At 73.1% G+C, this 20,165-nt stretch carries 16 protein-coding genes, 1 tRNA gene and 1 pseudogene; 7 read left to right on the top strand and 11 right to left on the bottom strand.

The window, feature by feature from the left end; translation table 11 throughout:
* The first annotated feature begins 19 nt into the window (after positions 1-19).
* The gene (locus ACU610_RS07250) at positions 20-1,054 is read left to right on the top strand and encodes a GGDEF domain-containing protein (RefSeq protein WP_446767034.1); all 1,035 of its coding nucleotides are present in this window, start codon (positions 20-22) and stop codon (positions 1,052-1,054) included.
* 68 nt (positions 1,055-1,122) lie between these two features.
* Positions 1,123-1,207, top strand: a tRNA-Leu gene (locus tag ACU610_RS07255).
* 101 nt (positions 1,208-1,308) lie between these two features.
* Here the strand turns inward: ACU610_RS07255 and ACU610_RS07260 are convergent.
* Together ACU610_RS07260 and ACU610_RS07265 are read right to left on the bottom strand one after the other, a co-directional pair.
* Entirely contained in the window at positions 1,309-2,265 is a 957-nt protein-coding gene (locus ACU610_RS07260) for a tyrosine-type recombinase/integrase (RefSeq protein WP_446767035.1), read from the bottom strand.
* 1,463 nt (positions 2,266-3,728) lie between these two features.
* Entirely contained in the window at positions 3,729-4,481 is a 753-nt protein-coding gene (locus ACU610_RS07265) for an ANTAR domain-containing protein (protein WP_446767036.1), read from the bottom strand.
* Positions 4,482-4,735: 254 nt separating this feature from the next.
* Between ACU610_RS07265 and ACU610_RS07270 the strand changes: the two genes are divergently transcribed.
* From ACU610_RS07270 to ACU610_RS07280, 3 genes are all read left to right on the top strand, one after another.
* Positions 4,736-5,200, top strand: a complete 465-nt coding sequence (locus ACU610_RS07270; protein WP_446767037.1) for a helix-turn-helix domain-containing protein — start codon at positions 4,736-4,738, stop codon at positions 5,198-5,200.
* Between the two features lie 63 nt (positions 5,201-5,263).
* A complete protein-coding gene (locus ACU610_RS07275) occupies positions 5,264-5,656 on the top strand; it encodes a helix-turn-helix domain-containing protein (protein WP_446770701.1) in 393 nt (130 codons plus the stop codon).
* Between the two features lie 47 nt (positions 5,657-5,703).
* Positions 5,704-6,246, top strand: a complete 543-nt coding sequence (locus tag ACU610_RS07280; protein ID WP_446765708.1) for an IS630 family transposase — start codon at positions 5,704-5,706, stop codon at positions 6,244-6,246.
* Between the two features lie 338 nt (positions 6,247-6,584).
* On the opposite strand, the gene ACU610_RS07285 is transcribed toward ACU610_RS07280, so the two are convergent.
* The gene (locus ACU610_RS07285; RefSeq protein ID WP_446767038.1) at positions 6,585-7,883 is read right to left on the bottom strand and encodes a hypothetical protein; all 1,299 of its coding nucleotides are present in this window, start codon (positions 7,881-7,883) and stop codon (positions 6,585-6,587) included.
* An 893-nt stretch (positions 7,884-8,776) separates the two neighbouring features.
* Positions 8,777-9,628 carry a class I SAM-dependent methyltransferase gene (locus tag ACU610_RS07290; RefSeq protein ID WP_446767039.1) on the bottom strand — a complete coding sequence of 284 codons (852 nt, stop codon included), beginning with the start codon at positions 9,626-9,628 and terminating at the stop codon, positions 8,777-8,779.
* Positions 9,629-9,752: 124 nt separating this feature from the next.
* Here ACU610_RS07290 and ACU610_RS07295 point away from each other — a divergent pair, with 124 nt between their 5' ends.
* Positions 9,753-12,830, top strand: coding sequence for an ATP-binding protein (locus ACU610_RS07295; RefSeq protein WP_446767040.1), 3,078 nt, complete (start codon positions 9,753-9,755; stop codon positions 12,828-12,830).
* 40 nt (positions 12,831-12,870) lie between these two features.
* On the opposite strand, the gene ACU610_RS07300 is transcribed toward ACU610_RS07295, so the two are convergent.
* The 5 genes and pseudogenes from ACU610_RS07300 to ACU610_RS07320 all read right to left on the bottom strand — a co-directional run bounded on the left by ACU610_RS07300 (position 12,871) and on the right by ACU610_RS07320 (position 16,323).
* The gene (locus ACU610_RS07300; RefSeq protein WP_446770702.1) at positions 12,871-13,560 is read right to left on the bottom strand and encodes an IS701 family transposase; all 690 of its coding nucleotides are present in this window, start codon (positions 13,558-13,560) and stop codon (positions 12,871-12,873) included.
* Positions 13,561-13,589: 29 nt separating this feature from the next.
* Entirely contained in the window at positions 13,590-14,543 is a 954-nt protein-coding gene (locus ACU610_RS07305) for an IS481 family transposase (RefSeq protein ID WP_446767041.1), read from the bottom strand.
* A gap of 135 nt (positions 14,544-14,678) precedes the next feature.
* Positions 14,679-14,875: pseudogene (locus ACU610_RS07310) on the bottom strand (IS982 family transposase); the annotation flags it as partial.
* Positions 14,876-14,890: 15 nt separating this feature from the next.
* Positions 14,891-15,055 carry an NAD(P)-dependent oxidoreductase gene (locus tag ACU610_RS07315; RefSeq protein WP_446767042.1) on the bottom strand — a complete coding sequence of 55 codons (165 nt, stop codon included), beginning with the start codon at positions 15,053-15,055 and terminating at the stop codon, positions 14,891-14,893.
* Between the two features lie 320 nt (positions 15,056-15,375).
* Entirely contained in the window at positions 15,376-16,323 is a 948-nt protein-coding gene (locus tag ACU610_RS07320; RefSeq protein WP_446767043.1) for a Vgb family protein, read from the bottom strand.
* A 117-nt stretch (positions 16,324-16,440) separates the two neighbouring features.
* On the opposite strand from ACU610_RS07320, the gene ACU610_RS07325 reads away from it, so the two are divergent.
* Complete coding sequence (locus tag ACU610_RS07325; protein ID WP_446767044.1) at positions 16,441-17,010, top strand: TetR/AcrR family transcriptional regulator; 570 nt, start codon at positions 16,441-16,443, stop codon at positions 17,008-17,010.
* Positions 17,011-17,312: 302 nt separating this feature from the next.
* On the opposite strand, the gene ACU610_RS07330 is transcribed toward ACU610_RS07325, so the two are convergent.
* Together ACU610_RS07330 and ACU610_RS07335 are read right to left on the bottom strand one after the other, a co-directional pair.
* Complete coding sequence (locus ACU610_RS07330; protein WP_446767045.1) at positions 17,313-19,157, bottom strand: phosphoenolpyruvate carboxykinase (GTP); 1,845 nt, start codon at positions 19,155-19,157, stop codon at positions 17,313-17,315.
* A 319-nt stretch (positions 19,158-19,476) separates the two neighbouring features.
* Complete coding sequence (locus ACU610_RS07335; protein ID WP_446767046.1) at positions 19,477-19,890, bottom strand: hypothetical protein; 414 nt, start codon at positions 19,888-19,890, stop codon at positions 19,477-19,479.
* Positions 19,891-20,165 lie beyond the last annotated feature (275 nt).

Here is a 20,165-nt window from a genome sequence, read left to right on the forward strand (position 1 = left end):
CCGTGCCGATGTCCGGGGCATGCGCACCGGAGTGATCACGCAGACCCGCGACCCGCGAGCTGCCGCTCGGAGCGCGCTGTTCATCCTCGTCGTCTGCTCCGGGGTCGTGACCGCCTTCACCGTCGTGCAGCACTCCTCGGCCGGGACGACGACGGTCGTCTCCTGGATGGGCGCGGGTCTGCTCGCCGCCGCGGCGCTGACCTGCGCGTTGGTGCCCGCCGAGCGGCTGGACCGCTCGGGTGCCTTCGCGGCGATGCCCGTCGCCGGGGTGCTGCTGGCCTGGGTGCTCAACACGACGACCCAGGACGCCTCGACCGCCGCGCAGGTCTTCCTCGCCTTCCCGGTGCTCTGGGCGGCGTCCCACCTGCGGCCCCTGGCCGTCGTGCTCGTGACCACGCTGGCGGTGGCCGCCCTGGCGGTGACCCTGACGACCCTGCGGCCGCTGGCGGTTGCGGTACCCGACCTGGTCTTCTTCGGGACCGTGCTGGTCGTGATGGCCGTGCTGCTGGTGCGCGCCCGCGAGGTGCAGGACCGGCTCGTGGCCGCGCTCGAACGGCAGGCGACGGTCGACGGTCTGACCGGCCTGGTCAACCGCCGGGTGTTCGACGCGGCGCTGGAGCGCTCGCTGTCCCGGCCGGCCCACTCCGGGACCGCGCTGGTCCTCGTCGACGTGGACAGCTTCAAGTCGATCAACGACACGTACGGCCACCCGGTCGGCGACGACGTCCTGGTGCACCTGGCCGGCATCCTGCGCAGCCACGTGCGGGCGGACGACGCCGTGCTGTCCCGGCTCGGCGGTGACGAGCTCGCCGTCCTGCTGCCCGGCTCCACGGCCGACGTGGCCGCCCGACGCGCCGACGAGCTGCTGCAGGCGGTCCGCTCGACCCCGTTCAAGCTGCCCGACGGCACCCTGCTGTCGCTGTCGATCAGCCTGGGCGTCGCCCACGTGGCCGCCGGGTCGGCCGGCCTGCGGGCCCTCTACTCCACCGCCGACGGCGCCCTGTACGGAGCGAAGCGGGCCGGCCGCGGCCGCGTCGGCGTGGCCGTGCGCTGAGCGCGCCGCGCGGTGAGAGGGGGTGTCCCGGACCCCGACCGGGGTCGGGTAGTCTTGCTCCCGCACTCGTCCGGGTGGCGGAATGGCAGACGCGCTAGCTTGAGGTGCTAGTGCCCTTTATCGGGCGTGGGGGTTCAAGTCCCCCCTCGGACACAGCCTCACCCCGGTGATCCTGCAGGTCAGGAGCCCGGGGTGTCGTGCTGTAGAGGCCTCTGAGGCCCTCGTGATACCCCCGTGATACTTCGCGACCTAGATCAGCCCTCGAGCAGCGCGGCGAAGCGCTCGGCTGCCTGGCGGCCCATGCCGGGGTGCACGTGCTGGTAGACGGTGAGCGTGATGGTGGCGTTGGCGTGTCCGAGGCGCTCGGAGACGACCTTCACCGGCACCCCGTCAGCGAGCAGCAGGGTGGCATGGGTATGGCGGAGGTCGTGCAGCCGGATAACCGGCAGCTGCTCCTCCTCCAGCGCCTTGCGGGCCTGGGCGACCTGGCCGGCGAAGCGGCGCGAGAATCGCTCCGGGTGCCGGTGGGTGCCGTCGAGGTTGCTGAGGACGAGTGCCGAGTCCCGGACGAGGTCGAGCGTCAGCGCACCGCGAGCTGCGCGGTAGGCGCGCAGCGCGGCCACGGTGCCGGCATCGAGGTCGACGACCCGGGACTGGCCGGTCTTGATCGGGCCCTCGACAAGTCGCTCGCCGGCGCCCTTGTCCTTGACCACGCCGACACTGCGGCGGACCGCCAGGCGGCCGAGGTCTAGGTCCACGTCCCGCCAGCGCAGGGCCAACGCCTCACCTCGGCGCATCCCGGTGGCCGCGAGCAACCGCCAGCCCATAGCGAGGTCGGGATCCTGCTGGTCGGCCCAGCGGAGGAAGCGGGCGAGCTCCGGCGCAGTCCACGCCTGCATCTCCGGTGGGCGGGCCTCCGACGGGCTCGGGGCCGTCGAGCGATCGGTGGGGTTCACCGGGAGCCGTCCCTGCTTGACCGCGTTGCTCAGCGCCGACCGCAGGATGGTGAACACGTAGCGCACCGTCCGCGCGGAGAGGCCGCCTTGGCCGTCAGCCCGGCCGGACGCCTCCAGTTGCCGCATCCAGGCGTCCACTGCCGCGCCGGTGAGCCGGGCGACCGGCTGCGCACCCAGGTACGGATCGATGTGCAGCCGGATGTTCTTCCGGTACGAGGCGAGTGTGGCGGCGCTGAGCCGTTGCCCTGGACCCACTCGGCGAGGTAGGCGTCGAGGCGCTGCTTCGACGGCTCGACCCACTCCCCCATCTCGGACCTGCGGATCTCCGTGCGCAGCGCTGCGGCGGCGTCCCTGCGTGTCTTGAATCCCCGCTTGAGGACGACGCGTCTCGTACCGTCCTCCCGCTGAGCGGAGTACTTGATCAGGAAGCGCGAGCCGGTCTTGGTCTGGTACTCGCTGATGCTGCCCTTGCCCGCCTGGCGCCGCCGATGCTTGGCCATCCACCGACCTCTCGCAGAGTCGCGTGTCTCAGGTCCATCCCGGCCTACTCCCGGCGGGAGACCTCCGGGAGCCACATTCGCAATCTGTGGAAGAGAAGGCGGCCTGTGGACCGTGACGTCAGCAAGGGAGCAGCACCCCGCGGGCAGCCTTCAGCGGAGCATCACGCACCTTCTCCGGTTCTTCTCCGGTAGACGGCTGAAGGTCGTCGGACCGCCCCCTCGGCGTCCGGAGTTGTGTCGCAGCACGCGCCCGGTGACTGGCTATTGCCGAGCTCGACTAGCCCCTTGCCCGTCCCCCGAGACCCCGTCACGTTCAGGAGTTCACCTTGGGCCGTCGAAGTGTTATTCGTCGAGGTCAGCGGCTCGGACCGTCCGCCTGCGCCCGCCCAAATGCGCCGCCGTTCGGAGGGCGTTGCTGCATCCGTCGCACTTGGCCGTGTCACTCCGATGCCAGGGCGTGTGCTGAGAACGCGCCGAACGGGTGGCGCAGCGGCCTGGGAAGGCTGTCGGGCCGGAGTGGTCAGCTTCCCGCCAGGTGTGCAGGGCGACTTTTCTCGCCCTAATGCGGCTGGGTAACCTACTGGATGACGGTCTGTAGCGCCGCAGCCTCCCTCCAGTTTTCCTCCGGTCGGTCCGTGGAATGCTGGACGCCCTCGCCTCCGGCGGACTCACAGCCAAGCCTGCGATTTGATCTTGGCGTGGTTGGCCGCTGCTGGTTCGCGTTGAAAACGCAGGTGAGGTTGTCGATGTGGCGTTGGCCGTTGATGGCTCAGGCGGGCTGTCTTCAAGGGTATTGGATGAGTAAAAGATGCATGACCTCGTGGATGCGCGACAGGCCGATCGTGCCGCCACGGACGGTGAACTCGCGCTGCCCGAGCACCCGGCCGGTGAGCGGCTGCAGGGACCTCCATCTGCAGTCTGTAGGTCATGTGGCAAGCGCCGCGGCAGCCTCGGGGACGTGCGCCGGCCGCCATGACCGGCGGCGGATGATTCGCCTGTCCCGCGGACTCATCAGGGAGCCGTCGCTCCGGAGACTGTCGGTTAGACCGACGTGTCGCTGAAGGCGGCTCCAGGGACACCGAGAGGGGCGGCCCCGCCGTCCCCTGTTCTGGAACGGCGGGGCCTGACCGCGACGGCCCCCGCGGAAGCCGTTGCGGCTGCTCATCAGTCTCCGAGGGCTCCGGATCCGGGGCGACTCGGTAGGCACTCCGGGCCGGGTCATCTCCTCGGTGCCGGCGGGATCACGGGTTGGGGTAGTTCGCCGGTGTGGACCAGGTCGTCGGCGACCGCGCGCAGCCTGCGGTTGGTCTTCATCGACATCTGCGCCAGGACCTGGAACGCCTGGTCCGCGGTGAGCTTGTGGCGGTCCATCAGAATCCCCTTGGCCTGGTCGATGACCCCCCGGGTCTCCAGGGCGGTCTGCAGGTTGTCGGCCCTGTCCACAGCACTCCGGTAGGCGTGCAGGTTGCCAGCGGCGACCGCGGCGTAGGGGGCGAACCTCGTGGCCGCCGAGCGGCTGTCCTCGTCGAAGGCGTGCGGCTCGCGGGCGTAGATGTTCAGCCCGCCGGCGACCTGCCCGTCGTCGTCGATGACCAGCGGGACGGACAGGGAGCTGAGGGCGCCGTGCTCGGCCGCCCGCGGCATGTAGTCCGGCCACCGGCTGTCGGTGCGGGTGTCGCCGACCTCGGTCAGCTCGCCGGTGCGGGCGGCGTGCAGGCACGGGCCGTGTCCGCGCTCGTACTGCGACTCGTCCAGGTCGGTGGCCAACTGCCCGGTGGCGGCCACCGTGCTCGGGTTGTCCTTCACCAGCAGCGACACCGACACCTCGGTGTGACCCGGCATCACCGTCTTGGTCAGGTCAGCCACGGTCTGCAGCAATCCCTCCATCGACAGGTCGCGCAGGGACAACCGGCCCAGGCGCTCCAACGCCTCGGTGGCATTCGCCGGTTGCGAGTTTTCGGCACTGTCCACGGCACGGCCTCCGGACTGCTGATACCGGGGTGGGTGCCTCGGCCGCGGACCTCGATCTGGGGTCCGTGCGCGGTACGCCGACTGTGTGACGCCCCGTCGACGCCGGGCGCATCCCGACGTCTCACCCTGACGCTACTCGCCTCGGCAGCCTTTCGAGCCCTGGCGATGTCACTCGAGCCCCGGCGATGTCACTAACGACCTCGTGCATGGTTAGCCGGACCGCTTGCTCGTGACGGATGGAGCAAGGTCGTGGTGTGTCGAGGACGCTGGCCCGTGCCGCCGCGGTCGCTGATCGTCGGGTGACCGGGCTGTCCCGGGAAGTGCTCGCTGAGCTCGTGGTCGAGCTCGGGCCACGCTGGCAGGCGCGCCAGGACGCGCGGCTGGCCGATCGGCCGCGCCGGCGGGCGGTCGGAGCCGGTGCCCGGCACCGGCTGGTGTTCCTCGACCGGCTGCTGGCCACCCTCGTGCATCTCCGTCACGGGGTCACCCACGACGTGCCGGCCTGCTGCTTCGGGGTCTCCCGCTCGACGATCACCCGGGCGATTGGAGAGGTGCGCCCGCTGCTGGCCGAACGCGGCTGCCTCGTTGAGAGCGGGCTCCGGCTGTGCACCCCGGCCGACGTGGTCGCCCCATCTGGGTGCCAGCGGACGACTCGATCTGCTGGATGCCACCGAGGTCCGAGTGCGCCGCCCCGCGGCGGGTCGGGCGGGTTGAAGTGACCCGCGTCACAGCGGTGTGCTCATTGCTTGGTGGGGTAGTCGCCGTGAGTGCGGGCGTACTCGATGGACCTGCGCGAGCGGGTGGTTGCCGCGGTTGATGGTGGGATGAGCCAGGAGCAGGCGGCGGTGGTGTTCGGGGTGTCGGTCAACACCGTCGGCCGGTATCTGGCTCGCCGGCGGACCACCGGCAGCCTGGCCCCGACCGCACAGCGGCACGGCCCGACGCCGAAGAAGAGGCAGCGGCTGCACGCCTGGCTACCGGGTCGGCTGGCCACCGCGGCCGATGCCACGCTGGCCGAGCACGCCGCGGCGTTCGCCGCCGAGGCCGGCCTTCGGGTGTCCCTGGCGACGATGTCGCGGGCCATCGCCAGCCTGCCGGCCGACGATCCCGGCCAGGCGCTGACCCCGACGGGGCGTCGGCGGCGGCCGGGCCGACCGCTCAAGCAAAGACCCTGACCGCCACCGAGCGCGACGAGGCTGCTCGCACCCAGTGGCGGGCGGACATGGACCGGGTGGACCCGGCCCGGCTGGTCTTCGTCGATGAGTGCGGCACCCACACCTCGATGACCCGCCGCCGCGCCCGCGCCGCCTGTGGCCGTCGGGCCCCTGGTGCGGTGCCGCGCAACCGCGGACCGGTGACCACCCTGCTCGCCGGACTGTCGCTGGCCGGAATGACCCCGGCGATGACGGTCGAGGGCGGCACCACCGCGGCGGTGTTCGCCACCTTCCTCGAGCGGGTCCTGCTGCCGGCGCTGCGCCCCGGGCAGGTGGTGGTGGTCGACAACGTCGGCGCGCACAAGCCCGACCGGATGCACCAGCTGGTCGAGGCCGCCGGCTGCCGGCTGGTGTTCCTGCCCGCCTACTCCCCGGACCTGTCCCCGGTGGAGGAGGCCTTCAGCAAGGTCAAGACCCTTCTCAAGGCCGTCGGTGCACGCACCCGCGCGGCGCTGGATGCCGCGATCGCCGCCGCCCTGGAGGCAGTCACGCCCGCCGACGCCGCCGGCTGGTTTACCCACGCCGGCTATCCCACCGCCCAACCCACCTGAAATCCGCTGTCAGGCGCACGATCCTTCTGAGCGCGACGACTGCGCGGCCGTGCCGGCCAGGGCCGAGGCTGTCGGCCGGCGGGTGGCTCACAGTCAGATCGCCACCCCGGGCACCGGGCGGCGGGCGGCGGGCGGCGGGCGGCGGGCGGCGGGCGGCGGGTGGCGGGCGGCGGTGAAAGGTTCCCCACGCCGCATCCGGCTCAGCCCGTCGCACTGCTGGCGCGAGCCGCCCGGCGCGGGTCGTCGCAAACCTGGGGCCTCGCGGTGGCGGACACCGTGACCGAAGCGGTGCAGACGTCCATCCGCGCCCGTCTCGGCCGCTCGTCGAGCGGCGTCGCTCAGGAGTCCCAGATGGGGCCGACGGCCGTCATGCCCCGCTGCCGTAGCTGCGCCACCAGCCGCAGGGTGGCCTTCCTGTTCGAGATGCAGATGACGGCCTCGGCGCCGGTCTCCCGGCACACCCGGTAGGCCAGCTCGGCCAGGTCGGGCTGGCCCAGCGCGTCGGTGTCGTACACGATCGTGTCCGGCTGGGCGGTGAGGATCTCCCCCACCAGTTCAGGACCGTAGGTGCGCTCCGGGTTGCGGGTCACCCACACCAGCCGGGCGGGCGTCGAGCCGCAGAGGAGCTGCGGCAGGCAGGGCGCGATCCCGCTGCCGGTCGCCACCCACACGACCCGGTGGAACAGCCGAGCCACCGTGACGACGCCGGCCGTCGGAACGCCGCGCACCCACACCGAGTCAGGCCGGTCGGCGATGAATCGGGCAGTCCAGTCACCCCCGCGGGAGACCGCCATCCGGGAGGCGCCGGCGTCGCCGGAGGGCATGTCGGCGAAGGCGTGCCACTCGCCGAGCGGCCGGCGGGCGATCCGGCTGGCCGTGCCGGGCCGTACCCGCCGTCCACGATCGAGGGTGACCAGCGCCACGTGGTCAGACGGCGTCACGACCGACACCGGTATGTGGCGCAGCTGCAGCCATGGGGTCCCGACGAAGACGGCGACGGCTAGCACGATCCACGTGCCGGGGGACGCGGCCAGCGCCGCGACCACGGAGTCACCGGAGCGCGCCGTGATCAGCACGGTCAGCACGGTCAGCACGGCGAAGAGCACCACGGACAGCCAGCCGCCGTAGCGGTGGGTCAGCTCGTACCGGTCGTGGCGCTGCTCGCGGGCGGTCGGCCGCGCGCACACCGCCATGCCGCCGAGGACGGCCAGGATCGCGGCGGACAGGGCGAGCAGGGCGATCCCGAGGCCGCTCCGCGGGCCGGTGACCACGCCGCCCGCCGTCAGCGCCGTGAAGGCGGTGAACCAACCGATGGCCGCCACCGCGCAGCCGACGTGAACCCCGCCGCTGAACTGGTACACCTGCGCGAGCGCCGCGCGGACGCGCAGCGGCCAGCGCAGAGGAACCGACGTCGCCGCCCGGAACAGGACGTTGACGAAGTACTGCTGCCGTACCAGCACGGCGAGCCCGACGTTGATGGTCGCCGCAGTGACGAAGTACGTCGGCACGGACGCGACGGACCTGACGCGGACCAGCACGAGCGCGGCGGCGATCCCGTTGCAGGCGAGCACGACCGCCAGCCAGCGCAGGAACGGCAGCATCGCCCAGCGGGCCGGCAGGGCGGCGTGGGCCGGCATCCGCCGGCCCCGTGCGGGCCGTACGACCGAGGCTCCAGCCTGGGTCCTGGTCGGAGGAGGAACCGGCTCGGTGGGGACCGGTGGGCTGGGAAGAACCGCAACGCTCATGACGCGCACCTCGCGACCTGGCCGGGAGGATCCCGATGGCAATCCGAGACTTCCGGCCGAGGCGGGCGCGGTCTGGCCGGCGACCGGCGGATGCGGCGCATGAGATGCCGTCCTCCGATGGGTGGACCGCTGGCCGCCCATCCATCGTCCCCGTCCGGCCGGCAAGGTGAGAAGGACGCACCCACGGTGGTCCGGCGAGCCCTGACCGATGGTCAGGAGCACCGGCGCCTGAGCAGCACCGCCCGGCGGAGGACGGCAGCGAGGAGCTGACCGCAGAGGCAGCGGCATGGCCGGTACGCCCATTCGCCGGACCGGTCCGCCCGCGGCCGGGATGCGTTCGGTGCGACGGCGTCGAGGCGTCGCTCGGGTCCTCGCCGTCGCGAGGCCCTCAGGCATCCTCTGCGGCCCTGAGGCGCTCCTCCCGGATTGCCGTGGACATCGCAGCGCGCGTCCCAGCACGGCCGGAACAGAGGTCGAGCGAGACGCGCAGTCGCCGCGCGATACCACCGCGAACGACATGCGACCCGACGGTGTCAGGAGCCCACCGGAGACGCCGTACGGCGAGGCTGCGTTCGCCCCCCCGCCTCCGCCCCCCTGATCGGGGAGTGGGCGATGGCCCACGTCGCGGTGCCTGAGTTCCCCTCGGAGACCTGCCCGATGACGATCGCCCAGCGGCTGTCCCCCGGCCCTGGCGGGCCCGCCTGCCGGCCATGCACTGGGCCGGTTCCCGCGCCGACGGACACGGCCCGATCCGGCGTCGGCAGGCCGACGCCGGATCGGTGCGGTCAGTGCGTTCCCCGTGCGATGAGCAGCTCGCACGGGCCGACGAAACCAGTGCCCGCCTCGAACTGCCGGAGCCCCTGCTCGACCTCGGCCCAGACGTCCTCCCTCTCCTGCTCGGGCACGGCGGCCAGCATCTGGTGCAGTGCGCCGAAGGACTCGCGCTCGAAGCGCAGGCACTCCGCCGCCGACGGCAGCAGCAGCGGCGCCTCGACCGTCTCCACGCCCACGTTCCGGAATCCCGCCGATCCCAGGGCCTGCTCCAGCGCCCCGGGGGCGCCCAGGCTGAACGGTCCGGGCAGCCCCGGACCGGGTGCCGGCAGTCCCGCGCGGCGCCGGATGACCGACACGGGGATCGAGAAAAAGCCGTTGCGGTCGGGCGTCGAGTAGACGATGGCGGAGACCCGGCCACCGGGACGGAGGGCGGCGTGGATCCCTCGCAGCGCCCCCACCTGGTCCGGCAGGTAGATCAGGCCCAACCGGCAGATGGCCGCGTCGAACTCCTCCCTGGCGAGGTCGCCTAGTCGCTCACCGTCGGCCTCGACCGTCTCGACGTTGACCAACCCCGCCTTGGCCGCCTCCTTGGCGGCGTAGGTGAGAATGGTCGGGGAGATGTCGGTGGCCACCACGCGGCCCTGGCGACCGACCCGCCGTGCGGCGGCCAGCGTCTGGCCGCCGGAACCGGCGGCGATGTCCAGCACCGATGCGCCCGGGGCCACGCCGGCACCGTCCAGCATCCGGTCGGTGGCGTCTGCGAGCCAGCGCTCGACCGTGGGACCCCAGCGGTGCCATGCCTCTGCCGCGTCCTCCCACTGCTGTCGGGTAGTGGTCTTGTACTGCAACGGGTCGAAGCCCATGGCTTCCTCCTCGCGTCGTCGGGAACCTCACCCGAGAGGCGCCAGAAGGAGACCTCGGACCGCCAGAACGGGTCTGGCGGATCGCCAGACGCCGCAAGGGGGCCCGGAGCGGCAGGATGGGTGTGTGGACCGCCCGTCGCGGGAAGCACTCATCGGAAGGGACGACGCGCTCGCCCACATCACCCGCGCCGTCGCTTCAGCCAGGCACCACGCCCGAGGGACCCTGCTGGTCAGCGGGGCGGCCGGCATGGGCAAGACCGCCCTGCTGCGGACCGCGCTGGCGGGCGCCGGCGACGTGGACCAGGCGTGGGGCACCTGCGTGGAGGCCGGGAACGCCCCTGGCTACTGGCCGTGGACCCAAGCCCTGAACGGACTCGTCCGGGGTGTGGGGATCGACCGGGCGCGGGCGGCAGCAGCCGGCGATCGGGGACTGCTCGCCACGATCTCGACCGCGCTCGGCGAGCAGGGCCCTGCCGAGCAGTCCGACCGGGGACGTCTGCTGCTGCTCGACGCGACCGCCGCCTGGCTGGACGCGCTGGCGGCGGTCCGTCCCGTGGTCGTCGTCCTCGATGACCTGCAGTGGCTCGACGACTCCTCCCTCGCCTTGTTGGAGCGCGTGGTGCAGGACCCCCGCCCGGCCGCGTTGTGCGTGCTCGGGGCGTTCCGGCACGACGAGGTTCCGCGGCCCCTACAGGCACGTCTGACCGCGCTGGTCGCGCGCGCCGAGCACGTCCACCTGACCGGCCTCGACCGTTCCTCCGCCGCCCTGCTGGTGCAGGGCACCATCGGCCGACCGGTTCCCGAGGAGACGACCGCCGTGATCTACCGGCGCGCAGGTGGTCACCCCCTGTTCACCCGGGAGCTGGCACTGGCCGGGGCAGACGGCCTGCCCGAGGCTGAGGTGCCGGCTGCCGTGCGGGAGGTCATCGGGCGACGGCTCCGGACACTGCCGGCGGAGACACAGGAGGTCCTCCGGGTCGCGGCCCTCACCGGGTCCACCGTGCTCCCTGACGTCGTCGCCGTCGTCACCGGGCGCACCCCGGCCGCCGTCCAGGACGCGGCTGTTGGGGCCGTCCCCGCGGGGATGCTGCTGTGGCACGCCGGGCGGCTGCACTTCGCGCACGACCTGTTCCGGGAGTCGATCGCCGACGGCGTCGACGCCGCCTCGAGACCCGCGCTGCACCTCGCCATCGGCAGCGCACTGGAGTCGAGGGTCGAGCGAGGCGGCGACGTGGCCGCCTCCGAGCTGACCCGGCACTTCCGTGCCGCACTGAGCTGCGGCGGCCTCGACCACGCCGTGTCCTGGGCGCTGCGAGCGGCCGAGGTCGACCGCTCGGCCCTCGCTCTGACGGAGGCCGCCATGCAGCTGCGCCGGCTCCGCGGCGCGGTAGCCGACGCCGGGCTCGCCCTGCCCGAGGATCGACTCCTCGACGTCCTCCTCACCGAGGCCGACGTCCTGGCGCGCAGCGGCCGACCGTCCGACGCCCGGGGTCTCGTCCGCGCCGCGCGGACCGCCGCCGATCAGGCCGGCGACGCCGTCGGGACGACCCGCGCCGCGTTGGCCGCCGCCGCGCTCGGGTCGCGCTTCGCGACCCGCCGAGACGACCTCGTCGCCGAGCTTGAGAGCGCGCTGGCCTCGGTCGGGGACGCCGACCCCGCCCTGGAGGCGAGGCTGTCGGCGGCGCTCGCCCGCGAACTGCAGCACTCCGTGCCCGAGCAGCGTTCCCGCGCGGGACCGCTCAGCGAGCGCGCGCTACAGCTCGGCCGGGCCACCGAGGACCCCGAGGTGATCCCGGCTTGCCTGCTGGCCCGTCACGACGTCCTGTGGACGCCGAGCGAGTCAGCCAGGCGCGCGGAGGTCACCTCCGAGCTCGTCGCCCTCACCCAGCGGTCCGGGGACCGCGAGCGGCAAGCCGAAGCACTGCTCCTGCAGGCCACCGCGCTGCTGGACGCCGGGAGCGCCGCCTTCGAGCCGGCGCTGGAAGCCTGCCTCGAGCTGCTCACGGCCCTCGGGCAGCCACGCCACCTCTACATCGTCGAAACGCGCCGTGCCTGCCTGGCCCTGATGCGCGGACACCTCGAGGAGGCGACCGTCCGGATCGAGGACGCCGCCGCGCTGGGAGACCGGCTGCGCGAGCCGGACACCGGCAACGTGCACATGTCACAGCGGCTGGAGCTCATCCGGGCCCGTGGGGTGCCGGAGGAGCTGACGGACTTCGCGCGGGCAGCCGTGGGGCACTGGACGGGTGCGCCCGTGCACGCCCATGCCGTCGCAGCCGGATTCTGCGCTCGCGGAGGAGATCTCGATGCGGCCCGGCACCACGTCGCCGCCGTACACGACCTCGGCACCTGGCGGGCCGACCGCTCGTACCTGTGGTCGGTGTTCGTGCGCGAACTGTCGTGTGCGGCCGCGGCGCTGGGCGACGTCGAGTTGTGCACCGAACTGCTCAAGGAGGTGCGACCGCTCGCCGGCGGGTGCGGCACGAACGGTGCGTTCGTCGCCTTCGCAGGCTGCCACGCCCACACCGCGGGCAGGCTCGCTGCGGCGGTGGGCGACGACTCGCTCGCCCGGACCCTGCTCGAGGAGGCGTGCTCCGCCTACGAGCGACTGGGGGCGGCAGCCCTCGCCGAGGCGAGGGAGGACATGGTGGCCTGCGCCGCACCCTCGGGACGCACCGCGTCGCTGATCCGGCGGGGCCCGGTGTGGGAGCTCGCGTTCGCGAGGCGCACCACCGCCGTGGGGCACTGCAAGGGGCTCCAGGACATCGCCACCCTGGTCCGGCACCCACGCCGCGAGGTCCACGTCCTGGATCTCGTCGCGTCCCCTGCGCAGTCAGAGTCCGTCGGTGAGGTGGTCGACCGCACCGGGCTCGACCACTACCGGAGCCGGTTGGCCGAACTGTCCGATGAGCGCCTGCAGGCAGGAGAGGACGGCGACGCCGCCCGGCTCCGCGCCGTCGACGAGGAACACGAGTCCCTAGTGGCCGAGCTCCAGCGTGTGACCGGCCTCGGCGGACGACCACGGACTTTCGCGAACCGCGCTGTCGAGCGCGCCCGCAAGGCCGTGACGGCACGCATCCGCGACGCCGTCCGCCACGTGGACGACGTCCTGCCGGAGGCCGGCGCCCACCTCGACCGGTACGTCGTCACCGGGGTCCGCTGCCGCTACCTCGGCGACCAGCACTGGGACGTCAACTGCTGACCCGCGCCCGCCCCTCGCCCAGCCGCGAACGACTGACATGTCAGGGCAAGCTTCCACTGGCCTCCGGGTCGTGATTTGTGTCGGGTTCCCTGGCCGGCGGCCAGCACCTGCTCGCGCAGCCCTGTCGGGCGGGTGCGGTACCGCGGCTTGGGGTGCGGGCCCAGCCCGGAGAAGCCGACCAGACGGGCACCGCTTCGAGCGGGTGGGCGGTCAGGTCGCCGGTGACCTGGCAGACGTAGGGCCAGCCGTGGGCGGTGAGCTGCGCGCGGAACTGCGCGTTGGTGCCGTAGCCGGCGTCGGCCACCACCACCGGCGGAGTGAGGTCCCAGCCGGCCAACTCGGCGAGCATGTCCAGCGCCAGCCGCCACTTGGGCCGGTGCCGCTGATCATCCGGGATGCCGGCGTGGGCCCGCCGCGCCCGGATCACGGCGGCCGCTTCCTCGTCGGCCGCCTTGGTGTCGTCCCAGCCGGCCGGCAGGAACAACCGCCAGGACAGCGGGCAGGAGGCGGTATCGGTCACCGCGCAGACGCTGACCCCGACCTGGCAGTTGCCGACCTTGCTCAGCGTGCCGGAGTACTGCCGGGCCACCTCCGGGGAGGCGGTGCCGTCCTTGACGAACCCGGTGTCGTCGATGACCCACGCATCCGGGTCGATCATCGTCACCGCCCTGCGGGCCAGCCGCTCCCGTACCGGCTTGACCGCCCAGGTCGAGGAGACGAACTGCTGCAGCCCCTAGGTGTCGCGACCAGACAGGTTGTTCACGCTGCGAGTCGGCTGATCGGTGGGTGACCGCCGAGGGCGGAGTGGCTGCGGGCAGTGTTGTAGTGCTCCAGCCAGCTGTCCAGGGCAGCGGTGCGCTGGTCGTTGCAGCTCCATGCGGTGGCGTAGGCCCACTCGGTCTGCAGGGTGCGGTTGAACCGCTCGGCCTTGCCGTTGGTCCAGGGCCGTCCGGGCCTGATGAACCGGCGCCCGATACCCAGCCGGGCGCAGACGGCGATCCAGGCCTTGCCGACCCGGTAGCTCTTGGCGTTGTCGGTCAGCACCCGGGCCACGGTGACGCCGTGGCAGGCGAACCAGGCCGCCGCCCGGGTCAGAAAGCCGGCGCAGGTGGCCACCCGCTCATCGGGCAGCACCTCGGCGTAGGCCAGCCGGCTGTGGTCGTCGATGGCGACGTGCACGTAGTCCCAGCCCAGGCCGTGCCCACGGACCTCCTCGCGGCGACCGTGGACCCGCCAGCCGCCGCCGTCGGGGATCTGGCCGAGCTTCTTGACGTCGACGTGCAGCAGCTCACCGGGGTGCTCGCACTCGTACCGCCGCTCGCTGTGCCGCCGGCCGCGCAGCAGCTCGCCGGTGAGCCGATCGACCTCGGCCAGCCGGGGCAGCCCGGTGCGGGTGAGCACCGCCCCGATGGTGGAGGCCGCCAGTCCCAAGATCGCGGCCAGCCGCACCGGACCGGCATGGTGCTCAGTCCGCGCGGCCACGATCGCCGCCGTCGTCTCCGGCGAGGTCTGCCGGGGCATGCAATGCGGCCGCGAGGAGCGGTCGGCCAGCCCGGCCTCGCCCTCGGCGCGCCAGCGGCGCACCCACTTGGAGACCGTCTGCCGGCTCACGCCCAGCTGCTTGGCGACCTCGCCGGGCCGGTGCCCGGCCAGGACACGGTCGACGATCAGCTTGCGGGCGAACACGGTGATGCGGGCGTCAGCGTGGGCCACAGAGACCTCCGGTGGGAAACGGCGACGTCAAGCACCGCCACTCCTTCCGGAGGTCTCCTTCGTGATCAAGCCGCCGCGCCGCGTGTCAACAACGTCTCTGGTCAGGACACCTAGACGAGTAAGTCCGAACGGAAGTCAGTGGTCGTAGGCCATCGCTGATCTCGTGCCCGGCTGGCCGGTATGGCGGTTGTGCCAGATGGCGGCGGTGAAGGCGAGAAGTCGCTGGGCGACTCGCGCGGTGACGCCCGCGAGGGTGCACCCGCCGTGCAGCTCGAGGTCGAGCTGGCTCTCGAGGTGTCGTGAACCGACTCGATGAGCTGGCGGATCGGCGCCTGGCCCCGCTGGAGTCAGGTGGAGCCGGCCTCGACGGCTGCCGCGGTGCGGTGACGGGTGCGGTTCCACACCACCACCTCCCGCAGCGCCGCCAGCAGCGCGCGGGCTACGGCCGTCCCGATGGCGCCGGTGCCGAGCACGGCGACGTGGCCGTTCGGCAGGAGGGGGGCCGATGTCATGGTCCGCTCCATCCTCTCCGATCCGGCTCGCGGCCTCGGTCGAGCAGCCGGGTGGCCGGACCGGGAGGGCGTGGTCGGCGCGGCGGGCATGCCCTGCACCGGCAGCACGCCCACGGCCGTGCGCGGAGGTAGTCGCCCAGCCGGTCGGGCACCGGCGCGTCCGGCCATCCCCCGTGCGCCGCGGCGGTGCCGGTCACGACCCGGCCGGCCCGGCCGACGTGGCACCCCACCGAGCCGGCGGTGGAGGCGGGAGGGGATCGGCGCCGTATCCCGCGGCGCTGGCGGTGACGACGGCCAGGACCGCTGCCCAGGACGACGCGTCACGACTCCCCCGGGGACGAGCCGCCGTCCCGCACGCCGGGGACGGACGGGGTGACGTGCGCGAGCGAGCCGGTTTCCAGCGCGACCCACAACGACCCGTCCGGTGCCAGGGCCAGGCCGTGCGGTTCGGCACCGGGCCGGAAGGCCACGACGTCGACGACCCCACCGTCCCGGCCCAGCCGCACGGCCGTGCTGGTGGCCCACAGCGTCGCCCAGCACCCCCCGTCGTCGGTGGCAGCCACGGCGTGTGGCCGGGCGGCGCGGTCGGGCAGCGGGAACTCCTCGATCCCCCCACCAGGATCGAGGCGTCCGATCCGGCCGGCGCCGATCTCGGCGAACCACACGGCCTCCCGGCCACCGTGGATGCCGACCGGTGCCGCTCCCTCCGTCGGCAGCCGCCACGTGGTGACGGCGCCGTCGCGGGTGATCCGGCCGATCGCGTCCTGCCGGTTGAGCGTGAACCAGAGCGCCCCGTCGGGCCCGGCGGTGATCATCGAGGGCATCCCCCCGGGGGCCAGGGCGTACTCCTCCACCGTGCCGTCGAGCGCCAGCCGGCCGATGCGGTCCGCGGACAGCCGCGTGTACCACAGCGCACCGTCGGGACCAGCGCAGATCCCGTACGGCGCGGCCTGCGGCGTGCCCACCGGCACCGAGGTGACCGAGCCGCCCGGGTCGACCCGCCCGATGCGCCCGTCGCCTCGGCTGAACCACATCGCCCCATCGGGACCGCAGGCCAGGAGCATGGGCCGGCTGCGTGCCGCGCCGAGCGGGAGACGAGCGACACCGCCGTCCCGCTCCAGGCGCACGAGTTCCCCCGCCTCGACGAGAGTCGTCCACACGGCCCCGTCCGGGCCGACGGCCACCGAGTACGCGCCTGGGCCGACCTCGTGCTCCCGCACGGACGTGGTGCTCGCCGCCCTGCTCGTGATCGTCGTTCTGCTCGACATCGCGTGCGCCCTCCTCCTGTGGGCTCAACCTCGATGCTAACGCTACAAGAGTTGCGTTAGGATCGTCCAGTGGCCCGAGCAGCATCAACTCGTCGACCCGGTGGTCGGACTGCTCGCGTGCGAAGCGCGGTCCTGTCGGCCGTCACCGCCCTGCTCGCCGAGGGCGGCTTCGACGCGCTGAGCATGGAGGCGGTCGCCGCACGGTCAGGCGTGCACCGGACGACCGTCTACCGGCGCTGGGGCAGCACCGCGATGCTGCTGGTCGACCTGCTCGACCTGGGAACCGAGGACGACTGGCGACCGCCGGACACCGGTTGCCTGGAGGAGGACCTGGTGGCGATCAACCGGGAGGTGTGCGACGCCCTCACCGCGGACCCGTCGCCCACCGTGGCCGTCATCGCCGCCTCGTTCCGTTCCGCGGAGGCCGCCGAGGCGCTGAGCCGGTTCTGGGCCGACCGGTACCGGCGGTGCGCCGTCGTCGTCGACCGCGCGGTCGCCCGGGGCGAGGTCCCCGCGGAGACCGACGCCCACCGGTTGCTCGTGGCAGCGACCGGCCCCCTCTACCACCTGCGCGTGCTGCTGCGCCGACCGCTCGGCCAGGCGGACGCCGATGCCTTCGCCCGCGCCGCCGCAGCAGCGGCCACGACGGCGTGCCGCCTCGGCGCCACCCTCCCACCGCCGCCCTGACCCCGTCGTCCACCCGGCGACGGCGCCCCCTCATCGGCGCCGCAGCGTGGTGACCAGCGACGTCCCCCCGGACGCCGTCATCGCCGGCAGCCGCTCCCGCTCCGTTCCGGTGTCGGGTTGCGGCGGAGCCCGGCGGCCATGGGGGTCCTCCTGATGGCGTGATCGACGACGGCACATCCGAACGGTGTCAACGGCCGACTGGTCGGCGCCTCCGGCTCACCGTGCGGAACGACCGGCCACGGCTCGTGTGCCTCGTGCGTGTAGCGGGCTCGGGGCCACGGATCGCGCGGTGCACGCGACGGTCAGCCCGCCTCCGCGTCGAGCGCCGCCGCGACCCGCCGGTGCGCCGCCCAGATCTCCTCCGGCAGGTCGCGGAACTGCGCCAGGTGCTCGGCGCGGTGGGCCATCTCCTCCCGCCACCGCTCGACGTCGATGGTGAGCAGCCGCTCGAGGTCGCCGGCAGGCAGGTCCATGCCGCGCAGGTCCAGCTCCTCCGCCGTGGGCACGATGCCGACCGGCGTCTGCCGGCCGCTCACCTCGCCGGCCTCGAGGTGCACGAGCCACAGCAGCGGACGCAGGTTCTCGCGGTAGCCCGGCCACAGGAAACGACCGTCGTGCGGGTCCCGCTGGAACCAGTTGACGTGCGCGAAGACGGGCCGCTCCCGGGCGGCGCCGATGATCTCCAGCCAGTGCTCGGCGTACGCGCCCTCGGGGTAGGACAGGAAGGGCCGCATCGACATCGGGTCGTAGCGCAGCACGCCCTCGGTGCCCTCGGCGGCGAAGGTCGCCTCGGCGCCCAGGGTCAGGCCGTCGTAGACGCCCTCGGCGACGTCGGTAATCGCGCGGATCAGCGGCTCCCGGTCGCGGGTGCGGCCGCCGAAGATGATCGCGTCGATCGGCACACCGCGCGGGTTCTCGAAGTCGGGTGCGATGTTCGGGATGTTGGCCAGCGTCGTCGTGAACCGGCTGTTCGGGTGCGCCCAGGCCGAGTCCCCGGCCTCCTCCGGCCGCTCGCTGACCAGCTGTCCGGTCCAGTCCCGCCACCCGGCGGTGTCGGCCGGCGGGTGCGGCGTCTTGCCCTCCCACCAGACCTCGCCGGTGTCCTCGTTGTGGGCGACGTTGGTGAAGATCGTGCCGGTGCCCGGACCGATCGCGGTGACCGCGGTCGGGTTGGTCGTCTCGTTGGTGTCCTTCGCCACGCCGAACACGCCGAACTCGGGGTTGATCGCGTAGATCCGCCCGTCCTCGGGGTCGACCCGCAACCACGCGATGTCGTCGCCGTAGAAGGTGACGTGGTACCGGTCGCCGAGCGCGTCGGGGGCCAGCATCATCGCCAAGTTCGTCTTCCCCGAGGCGCTGGGGAACCCGCCGCAGATGTGGTACGTGCGGCCGGTCTGCTCGTCGGTGATCCCGAGCAGCATGAACTGCTCGGCGAGGAACTCGCCCGACCGCCACCCGTCGTACGAGGCCTGGCGCAGGCCGTGCGCGATCTTGCCGAGCAGCGCGTTGCCGCCGTAGGAGGACCCGTAGTGCAGGATCGTGCGCTGGTCGGCGGCGGTGACGAAGTAGCGCTGGTCCTCCGGCGTCCCCTGGCCGAGGGTCTCGAGGTCACCGGTGATGTGCACTCCCCGGACGAAGCTGTCCGGGTCGTCGAGCTCCTCGACGTGCTGCACGCCGACCCGCGCCATCCGGATCATGTGCAGGACGACGGTGCGGCAGTCGGTGAGCTCGACGCCGGTCGCGTGACGCGCGAGCGGCGAGCCGGGCGGCGCCATCAGGTAGGGGACGACGTACATCGTCTTGCCGGCCGACGCGCCGCGCATGCGCTCCTCGAGCAGCGGGCGCATCTCGTCGGCGGGCCGCCAGTTGTTGTAGACCCCTCTGTCCGCCGGGTCACCGGTGGCGACGACGGTGCGCTCCTCGGAACGGGCGGTGTCCTTGACGTGGCTGCGGGAGTAGTACCGACCGTCGCCCGCCGGGAGGAGTTCGCCGGCCTCCAGCGCCTCACGGATCAGCCGCTCGTCGTCGGAGGCGTTGACCACCTCGATCTGCGCTGCACCGGTGTGCGCGGCCCAGTGGCGGACGAAGTCCCGGACGCGGCCGTTGCCCAGCCCCGCGTCGTCGAGCACGGCGTCGATCCCGATCACGACCAACCCCTTTCCGTTCGGCAGAGCCGTCCGTTGGTCGGGTAGAGCCACCAGCCGCCGCACGCGATGGCGGGCCAGGTCACGTCCGCCCGGTGCGCTGCGACTGATTGCCCCGAGGCGAACTTATTAGCCCTCCCCGCGGAGCGCTCCCTCCGGTCGACCGATCGGCAGACGGGCAGAGCCGTCAGCCCGTGACCTCACCGCCGGGCGGGTGGAGCGCGTCGCCCTCGGACCCGACCGGTCGCGTGGTCGTCATCCGTCCGTTCGTCCCGGCTCAGGAGCGAGCGACGGGTGCACTCGAGGGTGGGTGGACGCCCCGTCAGGTCTGCCTGGTGTGGCCGCGCACCATGACCGCGGCGACCGCGGCGGCGAGGAACCCGAGCGCGGCGGCGGTGCCGGCGGCGTGGAAGCCGTCGGTGAACGCGGCCGCGGCGCCTGCGCGGGCCGTGTCGGAGAGCGCGGCCGCTCGACCCACATCCCCCGCCTGGGTGGCTGCAAGGGCAGCGCCGTCGAGCGGCGAGGTGTGCGCGACCTCGGCGCGCAGGACGAGGCCGAGCACGGTGGTTCCGAGCAGGACGCCGACCGGACGCAGGGTGGACAGCAGCCCGGACCCGACGCCGAGGCGATCGGCCGGGAGCGCCGCGAGCGCTGCGCCGGTGAGCGGTGGATTGAACAGGCCGGCGCCGGAACCGGCGAGCGCGAGACCCGGGACGAATGCGAGCAGGCTGCTCACGCCGTCCGTGGCGGAGCAAGGCCATCCCCAGGCCGGCCGTGATGAGCCCGGCGACGGCCAGCGGGGCACGTGGCACCCCGGCGAGCAGCGCGCCGGCGAGTGTCGAGGCGACCATGTACGGCACGATGACCGGGAGGAAGGCCAGTCCCGCGGTCAAGATCGCCAGGCCGGCGTGCAGGTCGCGGCCCACCGCTGGCAGCGCGACGTTGAGCGCGGTGGTGTCGAGCCCCACCAGAAACGCCGCACGCGCCGAGACGACCAGGGGGCCCACGCCG

Source organism: Geodermatophilus sp. URMC 61, from assembly GCF_052931555.1.